Origin of the sequence: Pseudomonas sp. CBS (assembly GCF_024734645.1) — a bacterium.
GTDB lineage: Bacteria > Pseudomonadota > Gammaproteobacteria > Pseudomonadales > Pseudomonadaceae > Aquipseudomonas.
In genome coordinates this window covers 6912966-6929043 of sequence record NZ_CP102929.1, presented here as the reverse complement: position 1 = coordinate 6929043, position 16078 = coordinate 6912966, and the positions used below count along the sequence as shown (strand labels likewise).

Below are 16078 nucleotides of genomic sequence, written 5' to 3'. Positions count from 1 at the left end.
CTGGGTGTTTTACCAACTGAAATCCTTGGCCTTGGCCTGGTCGATCAGGGTGATGTCCACCGGGATTGTGGCCGGCACTTGCGAGCCCCACTTCTTGGCCAGGGCGATGCCCAGGGCCAGGCGGATCTGGTCACGGGGGTATTGCGCGGAGGTGGCGATGAATTTGCTGCCGGGTTTCTGGATGGCCTTGATCGCTTCCGGTGCGCCGTCGACGCTCACCAGTTTGACGTCCAGGCCACTGACTTCGATGGCCGAGAGTGCGCCGAGGGAGCCGTTGTCATTGACGCTGAAAATGCCCTTGAGGGTGGGCTGGGCCTGCAGCATGTTTTCGGTGACGGTCAGCGCCTGGTCACGTTCCTGCTTGCCGTTCTGGATGCTCACGATCTTGATGTCCGGGTGCTTGGCCACGGCTTCTTTGCAACCGCGGACGCGTTCCAGGATCGGTACGACGGCGATGCCGTCGAGGATGGCGATATTGCCTTTGTCGCCGATGTTTTTGGCCAGGTATTCGCAGGCTTGGAAGCCGGCGTCGAAGTTTTTCGAGCCGACGAAGGAGTCCAGTGGGCCTTCGGCTTGGGCGTCGACGGCGACCACGACTACGCCGGCGGCGTGGGCGGATTTGACGGCTGATTGCACGCCGACGGAGTCGGTGGGGTTGATCAGCAGGATGTCGATGCCCTTTTGCAGCATGTCTTCGACGTCGCTGACCTGTTTGGACACGTCGTGGCGGGCGTCGGTGATGATCAACTGCGCACCGATGGTCGCCCCGGCTTCCTGCAGGGCGTCTTTCATGGTGACGAAGTAAGGGTTGTTGATTTCCTGGAAGGACGCGCCGATGCGGATGGGGGCGGGTTTGGTGTCGGCCAGGGCCAGGCCAGCAGTGCCAAGGTTGATGCTCAGAGCCAACAAACACAGGGTTTTCGGAAGCATTTTCATGGTGGGGATCTCTGTTTTGTTTTTATTTTTAGAGCAAATGTTATCGTTAACATTTTGTAAGAAGCTAGCAAAGAAATTGGGGGGTCGCAAGGGGTGTTTGATCGGGGGTGGCGGGGGTGGTGGACATATCCGTTGCTGCGGTAACGGCCGCTTATGGTTCCGCTCTTACAGCGGCTCACTTTTGAAGAGCGCAAAAGTAAGCAAAACGCTCTTGCCCCACCACTCGGCACCTCGCCTAGGCTCGGTGTGCCCTCACTCCGGCTTTGGACCGTGGGCCGCCGTCATGGGCCATCCTTGGCCCAGGACGGCTAACCTGGCGTCCTGCCAGGTTACCCACGCTCCAAAGCCTGCGTTCGGCCAGCGTGGTTTAACGGGGCGCCTAAGATCAAGATCAAAAGCAGATCAAGAGCACAGCGGCCTCCCGGCCGGCTTGAGTGTTGAAGAGCAAAAGCCAAATCAAAATCTAAAGCGGGCACGGTCCAAAAAATGTGGGAGCGGGCTTGCTCGCGAAGGTCGTTAACGATGACGCGGGCATTCTGGATGAACGCGGCGCTCTCAGGTTTTTCGCGAGCAAGCCCGCTCCCACAGAAAAGCAGATCTGTTTTCGCTCTGGCTTTTGATCTGGCTTTTAACACTCAAGCCGGCCGGGAGGCCGCTGTGCTTTTGCTTTTGATTTTGATCTTAGGCGCCCCGTTAACCACGATGGCCGCAAGTAGGCACGGTGGAGCGGGTAAATCGGCAGGGATGCCGATTTAGCCGCGCCGGGCCATGGATGGCCCGTCGCGGCGGCCCGCGGAACCGGGCCGGAGTGCGGGCATGCCGAGCCTAGGCGAGGCACCGAGTGGTGGGGCAAAGACCTTTTGGTTACTTTTGGGGCGTTTGCCAAAAGTGACCCGCTGTAAGAGCGGAACCATAAGCCGCCGTTACCGCAGCAACGGATATGTACCCCGTCAAGCCCGACTCCGCAGCCACTGCATAAACCCCTTCTTAACCGGCACCACAGGCGCCTCCTGCGTCAAACTCTGAGCCGCATGCAACCTGAAATCCAACAAACTTTTCATAGCCTCACTGATGTCATGCCGAGCATCCAGACAAGGCTTCAGATACTCCTTCTCAATCCGATACAACGTACAAAACGTCTTCGCCGAAAAGTCCGCAGGCACACCCTGCTCCGACAAAATCCCGGCCTCACCAATCACCTCCCCAGGCCCCATCCGCCCGGCTTCAAACTTGTGCCCCGCCTTGGTCAACATCACCGAAATCACCCCGGACTCAATGATAAACAGGTGATCACTCACCTCCCCCGCCGGCAAAATCATCTCCCCGGCGCGAAAGGTCTGCAGCGTCATGTTCTGGCTGAACGTCTCCTTCTCCTCCTGCCTCAAGGTCGAGAAAATCGACGAGCTCTCCAACAACGCCCGAGCCCGGGAAACCGCCACCGGCGCATTACTCTCGGCCGCCGACAACAAACTCACCCCCGCCGCCTGCAAATGCCGAAACGCCAAATCATAAAGCTGGTTACGCACCTCACGCTTGAGCGCCATCGCCGGCACAAACCCGCTGATCTCATACTCCACCCCACCACTGGCCGACGTCTTGAACGCCACACTCGGCGCCGGCTTGGCCAACAACGGCCGACACCCCTGCATCGCCCGCTCCAGCGCATCCAGCACGGTTTGCGGCCGCGCATGGGGGCTGACTTGCAGGCTGACCGCCAAGCCAAACATATCTGCGGGACGTGAGAAGTTGATGATCTTGGCCTTGGCCGCCAACGAATTGGGCACCACCGCCAGGCTGCCCTGGGAGGTTTGCAGTTGGGTGGCGCGCCAGTCGATGTCGATCACCCGGCCCTCGATGCCGTCGATGGAGATCCAGTCATCCAGTTGGTAGGGCTTGGTGGTGTTGAGGACAATCCCGGAAAACACGTCGCTCAAGGTGCTTTGCAACGCCAGGCCGACGATGATCGCCACCGCCCCAGACGTGGCCAACACGCCCTTGACCGGCAGGTCGAGCACGTAGGCCATGGCCGCGATGATCGCGATCAGAAAGATCACCGCGCCCACCAGGTCCTGCAACAGCCGCCCGGTGTGGCCGACCCGCTGCATCATTACCGCGCCGAGCAATACCGTGAGGGTGCGTGCCGCGAACAACCACCAGCCGATCTGAAACGCCGTGGCCGCCAAATGCAGCGCCACGTTGTCGCCAAACGGCGCGACCTGCATCGGGTTCATGCCTTCGTTGAACAGCACGGCGCTGAACACCGCAAAGATCACCAGCCGCGCCGCCAGCTTCCAATTGGCGAAATCGGCAGAGATCAGGCGCCATACGGCGATGTCGATCAGCACCAGCGCCAAGGCACAGAACATCGGGTGATCGGAGATAAATGAGGGCATTCAGGCGACTCCAGGGCGAATGCCATGAAGATCGCATGAAATGCCTTTGGAGGGTATAGCGCCCTAGCGCTGCATCTGCCCGAATTGCCCGGACTGATAGTCAGCAAACGCCTGGTGGATTTCCTGCTCGGTGTTCATCACGAACGGGCCGTGGCCGACGATGGGCTCGTCGATCGGTTCGCCGCTGAGCAACAACACCATGGCATCGTCGCTGGACTCAAGGCGCAGTTGCGTGCCATCGCGCTCAAACAGCGCCAACTGCCCTTCACGCGCCACTTCAGTGCCGTTGATCCGCACCGTGCCGCGCAACACCACCAGCGCGGTGTTGCGCCCGGCGTGCAGGTCCAGCGTCACCGAACGGCCGGCGTTGAGGCGCATGTCCCACACGTCGATCGGCGTGAAGGTTCGGGCCGGGCCCTTGACCCCGTCGAACTCGCCCGCGATCAGGCGCAGGCTGCCGGCGTTGTCGGCCAGGGGCAGCGTCGGGATATCGCCATCGAGAATGGTCTGGTAACCGGCGTCGGTCATTTTGTCCTTGGCCGGCAGGTTGACCCACAACTGGACCATTTCCAGGGCGCCACCGCTGCGGGCGAACGCCTCGGAGTGAAACTCCTCGTGAATGATGCCCTTGGCTGCGGTCATCCATTGCACATCGCCCGGGCCGATGGTGCCGCCGGCGCCGGTGGAATCGCGATGCTCGACTTCACCCTTGTAGACGATGGTCACGGTTTCAAAGCCGCGATGAGGATGCTGGCCCACGCCACGCCGTTGCTCGGTCGGGGTGAATGCCGCAGGACCGGCGTGATCCAGCAACAGGAACGGGCTGATCTGCTTGCCCATGGTGTCGTAGGAAAACAGCGTGCGAACCGGAAAGCCGTCGCCGACCCAATGGGCGCGCGGGCTGGTGTAGATGCCGATGATGTTTTTCATATGTGTCTCCATTAATGGATACACCTTAAATCCGATACCAATTCAGCGCTAGACGGCAAAACCGGCCTTGATCGTCCCATCAGTGGAACAAAGATCCGAGGGCTGGATTAATTTATATTTCGGCCATAATATGGGGGCAAATATTACGTGCGTAATTTTTAGCTCACCCCGCCCCTCGGAGCCCGACATGAACCCTCTCCCCCTGCGTCTTCTCACGCCCCTGGCCCTGTTAGCGGTACTCAGCGGCTGCAACAACAAGGCCGACCCCGTCGCCGAAGCACCCCTGCCCCGACCGGTGCTCGCTGCCAAGGTCGAAGCCGCCGGCAGCCAGCAAAGCGCCTACACCGGCGTAGTGGCCGCACGCACGGAAAGTGACCTGGGGTTCCGTGTCAGCGGCAAAGTGATCGAGCGCAAGGTGGATCCCGGCCAGCACGTCAGCCGTGGCGACACCTTGCTGGTGCTGGATATCGGCGACTTCGAACTGGCCCTGCGCTCGGCCAAAAACCGCGTCAATGCGGCCCAGGCGCAACTGCGTCAGCGCCGGGATGACGAATCCCGCTACCAGCGCCTGGCCAATACCGGCGCCGTGTCGCGGCAGATTTTCGACCAGTCCGCCACTAACCTGCGAGTGGCTGAAGCCGAGCTGGCCTCGGCGCAATCCGATGCCAGCCAGATCGAAAATCGCCGTACCTACTCGGTGCTGAAGGCCGATAGCGACGGCATCATCACTGACGTGCGTGTAGATCGCGGCCAAGTGGTGGCCGAGGGGCAAGTGGTGGCGCGCCTGGCCCACGACGGCGCCCGGGAAGCCATCGTCAACCTGCCGGAAAACCAGCGCGACCAGGCTGCGCAAAAAGCCCTGGCCTTCCCCTTCGGCGCCCCCGAACAGGCAGTGACAGCCACCTTGCGCGAGCTGTCCGCCAGCGCCGACCCGACCACCCGCACCTACCGTGCACGCTATGTATTGCACGGCCCCGTCGACCGCTTCGCCCTCGGTTCGACCATCACCGTGCGCCTGCAAGGCGACGGCCAGGCCCAACAGACCCGCGTGCCCATCGGCGCACTGCAGGATGCCGGCAAAGGCACCGGCGTGTGGGTGATCGGCGCCGACGACAAAGTCAGCTTCGCCCCGGTCAACGTTGCCAGTCTCGGCCAGGAAGACGCCTTGCTGGACAGCGGCGTGAGCCCCGGCCAAGTCGTCGTCGCGCTTGGCGCGCATCTGCTGCACAGCGGCGACGCCGTACGCCTGTTGCCGGCCCAGGTATTGGCCCTCAACCGTCAGCAGGAACACTGATAATGCGCGGGATAAACCTCTCCGAACTGGCGGTCAAGCATCGCGCGGTCACGCTGTTCCTGATCATCGCGATTCTCGCCGCCGGGGTCTTTGCCTTTGGCAAACTGGGGCGCGCCGAAGACCCTTCGTTCACCGTCAAAGTCATGACCATCACCGCCGCCTGGCCCGGCGCCACCGCCCAGGAGATGCAGGAACAAGTGGCCGACCGCCTGGAAAAACGCCTGCAGGAGCTGGACTACTACGACCGCGTCGAAACCATCGCCCAGCCGGGTTTTGTCTCGATGCGCATGACGTACCTGGAGTCCACACGCCCCAGCGAGATTCAGGACCTGTTCTACCAGACCCGCAAGAAACTCAGTGACGAAGCCGCGAAGTTGCCCAAGGGCGTGATCGGGCCGTTCTTCAACGATGAATACTCCGACGTGTACTTTTCCCTCTACGCGCTGGAGGCCGAACACCTGCCGCACCGGCAATTGGTACAGATGGCCGAAGACATGCGCCAGGGCTTGCTCAATCTGCCGGGGGTGAAGAAGGTCAATATTCTTGGCGAGCAGGCACAGCGGATCTTTGTCGAGTTTTCCTATGAGCGCCTGGCTACGTTGGGCATCAAGCCCGAACAGATCTTCGCCGCCCTCGCCGCCCAGAACGCCGTGGCGCCTTCAGGCTTTGTCGAGACGGCCGGGGCACGCGCTTATATCCGCATCGATGGCGCTTTCGACAGCCTGGCGCTGATCGAAAACGTCCCGCTGGAAGCCAACGGCAAGCTGCTGCGCATCGCCGATGTGGCCACCGTCAGCCGGGGCTATGAAGACCCGCCCAGCTACCGCATCCGCCATCAGGGCGACCCGTCGCTGATGCTCGGGGTGATCATGGAGAAGCACTGGAACGGCCTGGAACTGGACAAGGCCCTCAAGGCCCAGGAAGCGAAAATCCAGGCCGACCTGCCCCTCGGTGTGAACTTTGCCAAGGTCTCCGACCAGGCGAAAAACATCAGCCTGGCGGTCAACGAGTTCATGCTGAAGTTCTTCGTCGCCCTGGCGGTGGTAATGGTCATCAGCCTGCTGGCGCTGGGGTTCCGGGTCGGGCTGGTGGTGGCGGCCGCCGTGCCGCTGACCTTGTCGATCGTGTTTGTGATCATGCTGATGACCGGCCGCGAATTCGACCGGGTGACCCTGGGCGCGCTGATCATTTCCCTTGGCCTGCTGGTGGACGACGCGATCATTGCGATCGAGATGATGGTGGTCAAACTCGAAGAGGGTTTTGACCGGATCCATGCGGCCACGTTTGCCTGGAGCTCCACCGCCGCGCCGATGCTCACGGGCACGCTGGTGACGATTATCGGCTTCCTGCCGGTGGGTTTCGCCCGCTCGGGCGCCGGGGAATATGCCGGGAATATTTTCTGGATCGTCGGTTTTGCGCTGATTGCCTCGTGGCTGGTGGCGGTGGTGTTCACGCCGTACCTGGGGGTCAAGCTGTTGCCGTGCATCCAGCCGGTTGCCGGCGGCCACGATGCAATTTACGCCGGACGTTATTACCAGAAACTGCGCCGCCTGGTGGACGCTTGCGTGCGCAGACGCTGGCTGGTGACCGGGCTGGTGGTGGCGGCCTTTGTGCTGTGTGGCCTGGGCATGGGCGTGGTGAAGAAGCAGTTCTTCCCCAACTCCGACCGTTCCGAGCTGATTCTTGAGGTGTACATGCCGCCGGGCAGCGCCTTCAAAAGCACCGAAGCAGTGGCGGCGCAGGTGGAAAAGGCACTGATGGAGGAGCCACAAACCGTGATGGTCGACACCTACGTTGGTGGTGGCGCGCCACGTTTTTTCCTGTCGCTGAACCCCGAGTTGCCAGACCCGGCCTTTGCCAAGCTGATCGTACAGACCGCCGACGCCCACGCCCGGGACACCCTGAAAAAACGCATGGCTGAACGCATCGCGGCAGGCGAATTTCCATCGGCGCGGGTGCGGGTCACCCAGTTGGTGTTCGGCCCGCCGGTGCCGTTCCCGGTGGTATTTCGCGTGTCCGGCCCCGACCTGAATGTACTGCGCAGCCTGTCTGAAGACGTGCGCCAAGTGGTCGCCGCCAACCCCCTCACCCGCGACAGCTTCCTCGACTGGGGCGAGCGCGCCAGCAGCTATCGCCTGGTGCTGGACCAGGACCGCCTGCGCCTGCTGGGCTTTACCCCCGACGGGGTGAAGTCCCAGCTCAACGCGTTGCTCAGCGGCAACCCGATCACCGAAGTGCGCGAAGGCAATCGTACCGTATCAGTGGTTGCCCGCTCCCAGGGCAGCCAGCGCGAAGACCTCGGCAATCTGGACAACATGACCCTGACCAACAGCGCCGGCGTGTCGGTGCCATTGGCCCAGGTCGGGCATTTCCAAGCGGTGATGGAAGAACCGATCCTCAAGCGCCGCAACCGTGCGCTGACCGTGGAAGTGCGCGCCGATATCGTCGACGGCACCCAGCCGCCGGATGTGGAAATGGCGGTGTACAAGGACCTGCAACCCCTGATCGCCAAGCTGCCGGCCGGGTATCAGATCGTCATCGGCGGCCCGGTGGAAGAAAGTGCCAAGGCCAACGTCGCCCTGGCGGCGCTGTTCCCGATCATGATCCTGCTGACGTTGACCGTGATCATGTTCCAGGTGCGTTCGTTCGGGGTGATGTTCATGGTGTTCGCCACCGCGCCACTGGGGCTGATCGGGGCGGTGCCGACGTTGCTGCTGTTCAACCAGCCGTTCGGGTTCAACGCGATATTGGGGCTGATCGGGATTGGCGGGATCCTGATGCGCAACACGCTGATCTTCACCGACCAGATTCGGCAGAACCAGGACCAGGGCATGGTGATTCGCGAAGCGATCATCGAAGCCACGGTGCGCCGGGCACGGCCGGTGATCCTGACCGCGCTGGCGGCGGCGTTGGCGTTTATTCCGCTGACGTTGTCGGTGTTCTGGTCGTCGCTGGCGTATGTGTTGATTGGCGGGGTGCTGGTGGGGACGGTGTTGACGTTGCTGTTCCTGCCGGCGTTGTGCAGTTTGGTGTTGGGGCGGGAGAAGACCCGGGAAGTCGTGCCTGCAACCTGATCCAACTAACACCACAAAACCCATGTGGGAGCGGGCTTGCTCGCGAAAGCGGTGTACCAGGTAAGCAGATGTCGACTGATAGACCGCATTCGCGAGCAAGCCCGCTCCCACATTTAGAGGTGTGGCGTTTTTAAGTCAGCGCTTGGACAGCTCCATAATCATCCGGCTCAGCAGATAAATCCGCGGCGCCACACTCTCCACCTCGGCATATTCCTCCGGCGTGTGAATATTGCCCCCGACAATCCCGAACCCGTCCAGGGTCGGCGTACCCACACCCGCCGACAAGCTGGCATCCGCCGCCCCGCCGCTGCCTTCAATGGTCAGCTTGCGCCCCAGCTCGCCATAAATCCCCTGGGCAATCGCCACCAGTTTGTCCGACTCCGGCGTCTGCGGCATCGGCGGCAATCCACGGTGCAGGCTGGTGGTCACTTCAGTCTCGGGGATCAGCTTGTTGGCCGAGACTCGCGCCAGGTCTTTCTCGATCCGGTCAAACTCTTCCGGCAACGCCGCCCGCACGTCCGCCTTGGCGGTGGCCTGGTCCGGGATCACGTTGACCCGGTCGCCGGCGTTGATCACAGTAAAGTTGATGGTGGTCTTCTTCTCGGCATCTCCCAGCTTGCCCAGTTGCAGGATCTGGTGCGCCGCTTCCATCGCCGCATTGCGCCCCAGTTCCGGAGCCACGCCGGCGTGGGCGGCCTTGCCCTTGACTTCGACCACCGCAGTGGCGCTGCCTTTGCGCCACACCACCAGGCCATCCGCCGGGCGACCCGGTTCCAGGTTGAGGGTCACGTCGTGGCCCTTGGCGGTGTTGCGGATCAGCTCGGACGCGCCATCGGTGCCGGTTTCTTCGCTGGCGTCCAGCAGGAAGGTGATTTGCGCGTAGTCCTTGAAGCCCTGGTTTTTCAGGACTTTCAAGGCGTAGATGCCGGCGACGATGCCGCCCTTGTCATCCATCACGCCCGGACCATAGGCGCGGCCGTCCTTGATGTGGAACGGCCGCGCGGCCGCCGAGCCTTCCTTGAACACGGTGTCCATGTGGGCCATCAGCAGGATCCTGGCCTTGCCGGTGCCTTTGAGGGTGGCGACGACATGGCTGTTATGAGCCGCAGCATCCGGCACCAGCTGGATGCTGAAACCCAGTTGCTTGAGCTCGTCGACGGCGATGTCACGCACTTGGGTCAGGCCCGGCTCATAGCCGGAGCCCGAATCGATATTCACCAGGCGCTCCAGCAGTTTCAAGGCATCGGCCTTGTACTGCTCGGAATCGGCCGGGATCTGTTTGTGGGGTTCGGCGCTGAACGCCGGCATGGCGAACGACAGCGCCAGGGTGGCTGCCAGCAAGGTACGCGGGAAGTTGAAGAGCATGAACCGATCCTTGTTTTTTGTTGGGAGGGAGCGCTCCACCCTACCTGACAAAAAACAATTTGTTGATCCTCAGATCGACCTCAGCCAACTTCCCTGCACCGAACTGACCCGGTTGCGCCCGCTGCTCTTGGCCTCGTACAAGGCCTGGTCGGCATCGTTCAGCCAACTGGTGGCGTCGCCGTGGGCCGGTCGGTAAGGCGCCAGACCGATACTCAGGCTGGCGCGCAAGGTCGGGTCCTGTGCGTAGGCCAGGGAGTTGAAGCGGTCACGCAGCGCATCCATCACTTCGGTGGCGCGGTTCAGGGGCATGTCCGGCAGGATCACGCAGAACTCATCGCCGCCATAACGCCCGGCCAGGTCGGTGACCCGCAGGTTCTGGCGCAGCACTTTGCTCAACTGGCGCAGCACTATATCGCCGGTGACGTGGCCGTAGGTGTCGTTGATGGTCTTGAAGTGATCGATGTCGATCAGCGCGATGGCGGCGCCCTGCTGGTCGCGGCGACAGCGCTGGAACTCGATTTCCAGGTGATCTTTCCAGGCGCCGTGGTTGAGCAGGCCCGACAGGCTGTCGGTGCGGCTCAGGGCCAACAACTCGCGTTTGTGCCGGGCCAGGGTGATCGCTTGCCGGTAGCAGATCCAACCCAGGGCCAGGGGATAGAGCATCAGGATCGGCAGGCAGGCGTAGAGCTGCACTTCGCTGGTGAGGGCCGTCACCGCCGGGGTGAACACCAGCAGCGAGGCGCCGATCCCCAGTGCCTGGGCCACCCAGCCGGCGAGCATGAAGCGCGGGCCGCCAATGGCGACGTTGTTCATGGTCATCATCGACAAGGTGGTCACGCTGGGCAACGGGTTGAACTGCATGGCGCCGACCCAGAACCCGCCACAGAACGAGTCGAGCAACAAGTTGCGGTGTTCCGAACGCAGGGAGTTTTTCGAGTGCCGTGACCATTGGAACGCCACATGTGGCCAGATAAAGGCATTGGCGATCATCACCCCCCAGACCCAAAGGGGTTTATCCAGCGGATAGATGCCGGCGGCCACACAGACAAGCCCGAGGGTCAATCCCAGGACGCGCGACTTGTACAAGCGTGTAGCGAGCGAAAGTCCTTTTCCTCCTGCGGCTGGCATGATCTGGCTTGATCCTGGATGACTGCCCGAAGTCTATCAGGGCAACGGCAGATCGCCACTACCGCTCATAAGCTGACCATCAGTTGGAAAACCCCCGGGCCAACATCAGCGCCACACCCAGCAGCAGCACCGCCGTAGCCCGTTGCAACAGCACCCGGCGCTTGGGGTTTTCCAACACGTGCTTGATGCGCTGGCCGAAGTAGCAATACAGGCAACCGCTGGCAAATTGCAGCAACAGGAAAGTCAGGCCGAGGATGGCGATGTCGGCGGCCGCACTGCCCTGGCCAATGGCGGCGAACTGCGGGAATACGGCACTGAACAGGATGATCGCCTTGGGATTCGACAGCCCGGTCAGCAGGCCTTTGCCGAACAGGCTGCGGGCATTTTCCGGGGTTGCGTCGGTGGTCTTGATTGTCACTCCGCTGCTGGTCCATTGCTTGTAGGCCAGGTAAAGGATGTAGGCGACGCCCACCACCTGGATGATTCGGGTGATCAGCGGGTAGTCCTTGATCAGTTCGGAAAAGCCCACGGCAAAGATCAGGATCGAAACCAGGTAGGACACACTCGCGCCGAACTGTGCCGGCAAAGAGCGGCGCAGGCCGTCTTTCAGGCCGAGGCTGAGCAACAACAGGGTCATGGGTCCGGGACTGAACGCCAGGGTGGTGCACAACAGCAGAAAATACAAAAACGAAGACAGCGTCAGTGCGGTGGCCATGGCGTGGAATTTCACAGCAGAAAGTAAGGTTTGCAGTCTAGGGCGCACGTGGCGCCTGAGGCAGGTAAACTCTGCGGAAATAAGCGCAGACTTTACCGGTAAAGTTGGCGGCAAACTTAAGGACAGTGTGATGCCCATTCCTGCGATTCACTTACATGACCGAGCACCGAAGGTGCAGCAGATTGTCGATGCCCTGGCCCATGCGATTGAGCAAGGCGAGCTGGCGGCCGGCAGCAAACTGCCGTCGGTGCGTGAGTTGGGGGCCTTGCTGGGCGTCGGAAAGTTCACCGTGAATGAAGCGCTGGATCGCCTGCGCGGGCGCCATCTGCTGACCTCCAGCCAGGGCCGCGGGCACTTTGTCGCCAGCAGCCTGGCGCAGCCGTCGTCCAGCACCTGGGTCGACTTGCTGCCCCAGGACCTGCTCAGCGTACTGCGCCGCCCCCTGGCCATGGCCCAGGGCGACCTGCGCCCCGGCGGCGGCCACCTGCCGGAAGACTGGCTGGATTCCGACGTGTTGCGCCAAGCCATGCGCAGCGCCGTGCGTGCTCCCACGCTGCGCATCGCCGGGCTGGGCACCCCGGCGGGCCTGCTGCTGTTGCGCCAGGCGTTGCAACAGAAACTGCACGGTGAAGGGTTGTCGGTGCCGGTGGAGCAGATCATCACCACGCCCAACACCGTGCAAGGCCTGGACATGCTCATGCGCCTGCTGGCACGGCCCGGGGACACGGTGTTGCTGGATGCGCCGTGTTACTTCAACTTCCACGCGAACCTGGCGTTGCATGGGGTCAAGGTGGTGACGATTGCGCGCCGGCCTGACGGGTTTGATTTTGTCGCACTTGAGCTGTTGCTGGCGGAGCATCGTCCCAGTCTGTATCTGACCACCAGTGTGTTGCATAACCCGACCGGGCATTCGTTTAGTCCGAGCCAGGCGTTTCGGTTGTTGCAGCTGGCTCGGGAGTATCGCTGCCATATCGTTGAGGATGATCTTTACGGGGATCTGCACCCTAACCCGCCGCCGCGTTTGGCGACGTTGGCGGGGTTGGAGCAGGTGACGTATCTGTCGGGGTTTTCGAAGGTGCTGACGGCGAATGCGCGGGTCAGTTATGTGGTGGCGGCGCCGCAGTTGGCGGCGAATCTGACCAATATGAAGTTGATGAGCGGCGGGATTACGTCGGAGTTGTTTGAGCAGATTGTGTATCGGCTGTTGAGTGAGGGGGGGTATGCCAGGCATCGCAAGCGCATGGTTCAGCGGCTGCTGGAGGCTGGGGGGCGGGTTGAACAGTGGCTGCGGCGTTGTGGGTGTGAGTTGCCGATGGGGTTTGAGGGGGGGATGTTTATCTGGGCGCGGTTGCCGGCGGGGGTTAATGGTGAGCGCTTGGCGGAAGCCGGGTTGAAACGCGGGATGGTATTGGCGCCGGGGGCGTTGTTTGGGTATGAGCCGGGGTTGCGGGATTTTATGCGGTTTAATGTGGCGCATTGTGATCAGGCGCGGGTTCAGGTTGAGTTTGAGGGGTTGTTGCTGTCGCAGGTGTAGGCTGGTTGGGGTGTATATCCGTTATTTGGGTGATGGCTGGTATTGGTTCCGCTCTTACAGCGGCTCACTTTTGAAGAGCGCAAAAGTAAGCAAAACGCTCTTGCCCCACCACTCGGCACCTCGCCTAGGCTCGGTGTGCCCTCACTCCGGCTTTGGACCGTGGGCCGCCGTCATGGGCCATCCCTGGCCCAGGACGGCTAACCTGGCGTCCTGCCAGGTTACCCACGCTCCAAAGCCTGCGTTCGGCCAGCGTGGTTTAACGGGGCGCCTAAGATCAAAATCAAAAGCAGATCAAAAGCACAGCGGCCTACCGGCCGGCTTGAGTGTTGAAAAGCAAAATCAAAATCTAAAGCGGGCACGGTCAAAAATGTGGGAGCGGGCTTGCTCGCGAAGGTCGTTAACGATGACGCTGGCATTCTGAATGAACGCGGCGCTCTCAGGTTTTTCGCGAGCAAGCCCGCTCCCACAGAAAAGCAGCTCTGCTTTCGCTCTAGATCTTGCCTCTGCTTTTAACACTCAAGCCGGCCTGTAGGCCGCTGTGCTCTTGCTTTTGATCTGCTTTTGATTTTGATCTGCGGGCCCCGTCAACCACGATGGCCGCAAGCAGGCACGGTGGAGCGGGTAAATCGGCAGGGAAGCCGATTTAGCCGCGCCGGGCCATGGATGGCCCGTCGCGGCGGCCCGCGGAACCGGGCCGGAGTGCGGGCATGCCGAGCCTAGGCGAGGCACCGAGTGGTGGGGCAAAGACCTTTTGGTTACTTTTGGGGCGTTTGCCAAAAGTGACCCGCTGTAAGAGCGGAACCATAAGCCGCCGTGACCGAAGAAACGGATATGTACACACGAATCACAGGCCACCCGCCCGCGAAGCCAAGCAATCCCCCCAATCCCAACTAAGCTCACCCCCCAACAAAAACAACACCGAGCGCCCCCCAATGACCCACCCCACCGAGGCCTTCCGCACCGCCTACCGCGCAAGCATCACCCCCCACTACAACCCATGGCTCCACGCCGGTTTCGTCCTCGGCTACGGCCTGCTCTGCATCACCCTGTTCTGGTCCACCACCCAACAAATCCACCCCCTGGAATGGCTGACCATCCCCCTCACCCTGATCTTCTTCAACCTGTGCATCTACCTCGTCCACCGCCACCTGGGCCACCACAAACACCCCTTCGCCCGCCTGTTCTAAGCCCGCCACACCGGCGACCACCACAGCTTCTTCACCCCAGGCCACATGACCTACGACAGCCCGCGAGACTGGCGCGTCATCCTGTTCCCCGCCTGGCTCATCCTGCTCCACAGCCTGGCCGTGACCCTCCCCGCCTGGTGGCTGCTAAAACACCTCAACCCCAACGTCGCCGGCCTGTTCGCCGGCTGCATGATCCTCGGCTACCTGCTCTATGAATTCTTCCACGCCTGCGAACACCTGCCCCCCGACCACCCCGTGGCCCGCCTGCCATGGATCCGCCAGATGCACCACCTGCACGCCCTGCATCACCGTCGCGAACTCATGCAAGGACGCAACTTCAATATCGTCCTGCCGCTGATGGACTACCTGTTCGGCACCCTGCATTGGGAACCCATCCACACCGACAACCAGGAGTCGTCATGAGCGCCCGCCCAAGGAAAGTTCATCACGTCGCCCTGCTGATCCTGATCGCCATCGTCGCCTTCCTGCTGCTGATGCCCACCAGGGTTCAACCGGTCAACTGGTCGCCGCCCAAGGCGCCGTCCATGAAGGACGGGCCCTACGCCGAAAACCAACGCCTCAAGGCGGTAAAAAGAACCGGCGCCCAGGACATTGCCGGGCCAGAAGCTCTATTGCTGGATGGCAAAGGTTTTCTCATCACCGGACTGCATGACGGGCGCATCATCCGCACCGCGCCCGAAAGCCATATACTCGAAGAACTCACCAACACCCATGGCCGCCCGCTGGGCCTGGCCCTGCACCCTGACGGGCGCCTGATCATCGCCGACGGAATCAAGGGCCTGCTTGCCCTCGACAGCCAGCACAACCTCACGACCCTCGCCACCAGCGCTGCCGGCCTGCCGTTTGGCTTTACCGATGACGTCACCATTGACGCTGCCGGGCGTTATGCCTACTTCAGCGATGCGTCCAGCCGCTGGGGTTACGGGGAAGACGGCGAGGCGGTGATCGAGCACGGCGGCGATGGCCGGTTGCTGCGTTATGACTTCAGCAACGGCCACACCGACGTGCTGCTGGACCAGTTGCAGTTCGCCAATGGCGTGGCCCTGGGGCCCAACGAAGAGTATGTGCTGGTCAACGAAACCGGCGCCTACCGCATCAGCCGCTACTGGCTCAAGGGTGACAAGGCTGGCGTCCACGACCTGTTTATCGACAACTTGCCGGGCCTGCCAGACAACCTCAGCTTCAACGGCCAGGACCGTTTCTGGGTGGCCTTGTACTCACCACGCAACCCGTTGCTCGACGGTTTTGCCGGCTACCCGCTGATGCGCAAGATCATGGTGCGGGCTTTGATCGTGGTGCCCAAGCCCATCGAGCGTAAGGCCTTTGTGCTGGGGCTGGATGTGAACGGCAAGGTGATCGCCAACCTGCAGGACGGCAGCAACGGTAATTACTCGCCCATCACCACCGCCCGCGAGTATGGCGACTGGCTGTACCTGGGCTCGCTGACCAACACAGGCATGGCACGCTTGCCACTCAAGCAGGCATTGGCGAAATAACGCAA

Annotated in this window: 10 protein-coding genes and 1 pseudogene; 5 read left to right on the top strand and 6 right to left on the bottom strand. The window is 61.9% G+C overall.

Annotated features, from left to right (window positions below):
- Window positions 1–9: 9 nt before the first annotated feature.
- The 3 genes from NVB75_RS31695 to NVB75_RS31685 all read right to left on the bottom strand — a co-directional run bounded on the left by NVB75_RS31695 (window position 10) and on the right by NVB75_RS31685 (window position 4259).
- On the bottom strand, window positions 10–936 hold the full coding sequence (locus NVB75_RS31695) for a substrate-binding domain-containing protein (protein WP_258344881.1): 927 nt from the start codon (window positions 934–936) through the stop codon (window positions 10–12).
- Between the two features lie 950 nt (window positions 937–1886).
- Window positions 1887–3329, bottom strand: a complete 1443-nt coding sequence (locus tag NVB75_RS31690; RefSeq protein ID WP_258344880.1) for a mechanosensitive ion channel domain-containing protein — start codon at window positions 3327–3329, stop codon at window positions 1887–1889.
- A gap of 63 nt (window positions 3330–3392) precedes the next feature.
- The gene (locus NVB75_RS31685; RefSeq protein ID WP_063028911.1) at window positions 3393–4259 is read right to left on the bottom strand and encodes a pirin family protein; all 867 of its coding nucleotides are present in this window, start codon (window positions 4257–4259) and stop codon (window positions 3393–3395) included.
- Window positions 4260–4446: 187 nt separating this feature from the next.
- Here NVB75_RS31685 and NVB75_RS31680 point away from each other — a divergent pair, with 187 nt between their 5' ends.
- On the top strand, window positions 4447–5553 hold the full coding sequence (locus NVB75_RS31680) for an efflux RND transporter periplasmic adaptor subunit (RefSeq protein WP_258344878.1): 1107 nt from the start codon (window positions 4447–4449) through the stop codon (window positions 5551–5553).
- A gap of 2 nt (window positions 5554–5555) precedes the next feature.
- Window positions 5556–8627, top strand: a complete 3072-nt coding sequence (locus tag NVB75_RS31675; protein WP_258344877.1) for an efflux RND transporter permease subunit — start codon at window positions 5556–5558, stop codon at window positions 8625–8627.
- A 135-nt stretch (window positions 8628–8762) separates the two neighbouring features.
- Here NVB75_RS31675 and NVB75_RS31670 read toward each other — a convergent pair whose 3' ends face one another.
- From NVB75_RS31670 to NVB75_RS31660, 3 genes are all read right to left on the bottom strand, one after another.
- Window positions 8763–9992, bottom strand: a complete 1230-nt coding sequence (locus NVB75_RS31670) for a M20/M25/M40 family metallo-hydrolase (RefSeq protein WP_258344876.1) — start codon at window positions 9990–9992, stop codon at window positions 8763–8765.
- A gap of 69 nt (window positions 9993–10061) precedes the next feature.
- A complete protein-coding gene (locus NVB75_RS31665) occupies window positions 10062–11120 on the bottom strand; it encodes a diguanylate cyclase (protein ID WP_258344875.1) in 1059 nt (352 codons plus the stop codon).
- Window positions 11121–11199: 79 nt separating this feature from the next.
- Window positions 11200–11835 carry a LysE family translocator gene (locus NVB75_RS31660; RefSeq protein WP_258344870.1) on the bottom strand — a complete coding sequence of 212 codons (636 nt, stop codon included), beginning with the start codon at window positions 11833–11835 and terminating at the stop codon, window positions 11200–11202.
- A gap of 130 nt (window positions 11836–11965) precedes the next feature.
- On the opposite strand from NVB75_RS31660, the gene NVB75_RS31655 reads away from it, so the two are divergent.
- The 3 genes and pseudogenes from NVB75_RS31655 (at window position 11966) to NVB75_RS31645 (ending at window position 16073) form a co-directional block, all read left to right on the top strand.
- Entirely contained in the window at window positions 11966–13369 is a 1404-nt protein-coding gene (locus NVB75_RS31655) for a PLP-dependent aminotransferase family protein (RefSeq protein ID WP_258344869.1), read from the top strand.
- Between the two features lie 932 nt (window positions 13370–14301).
- A pseudogene (locus NVB75_RS31650) lies at window positions 14302–14979 on the top strand (sterol desaturase family protein).
- Window positions 14976–16073 (top strand): SMP-30/gluconolactonase/LRE family protein, encoded by a 1098-nt coding sequence (locus NVB75_RS31645; protein WP_258344868.1) that lies wholly within the window; start codon window positions 14976–14978, stop codon window positions 16071–16073. The pseudogene NVB75_RS31650 and the gene NVB75_RS31645 overlap by 4 nt, the downstream one beginning before the upstream one ends.
- The last annotated feature ends 5 nt before the right edge of the window (window positions 16074–16078 follow it).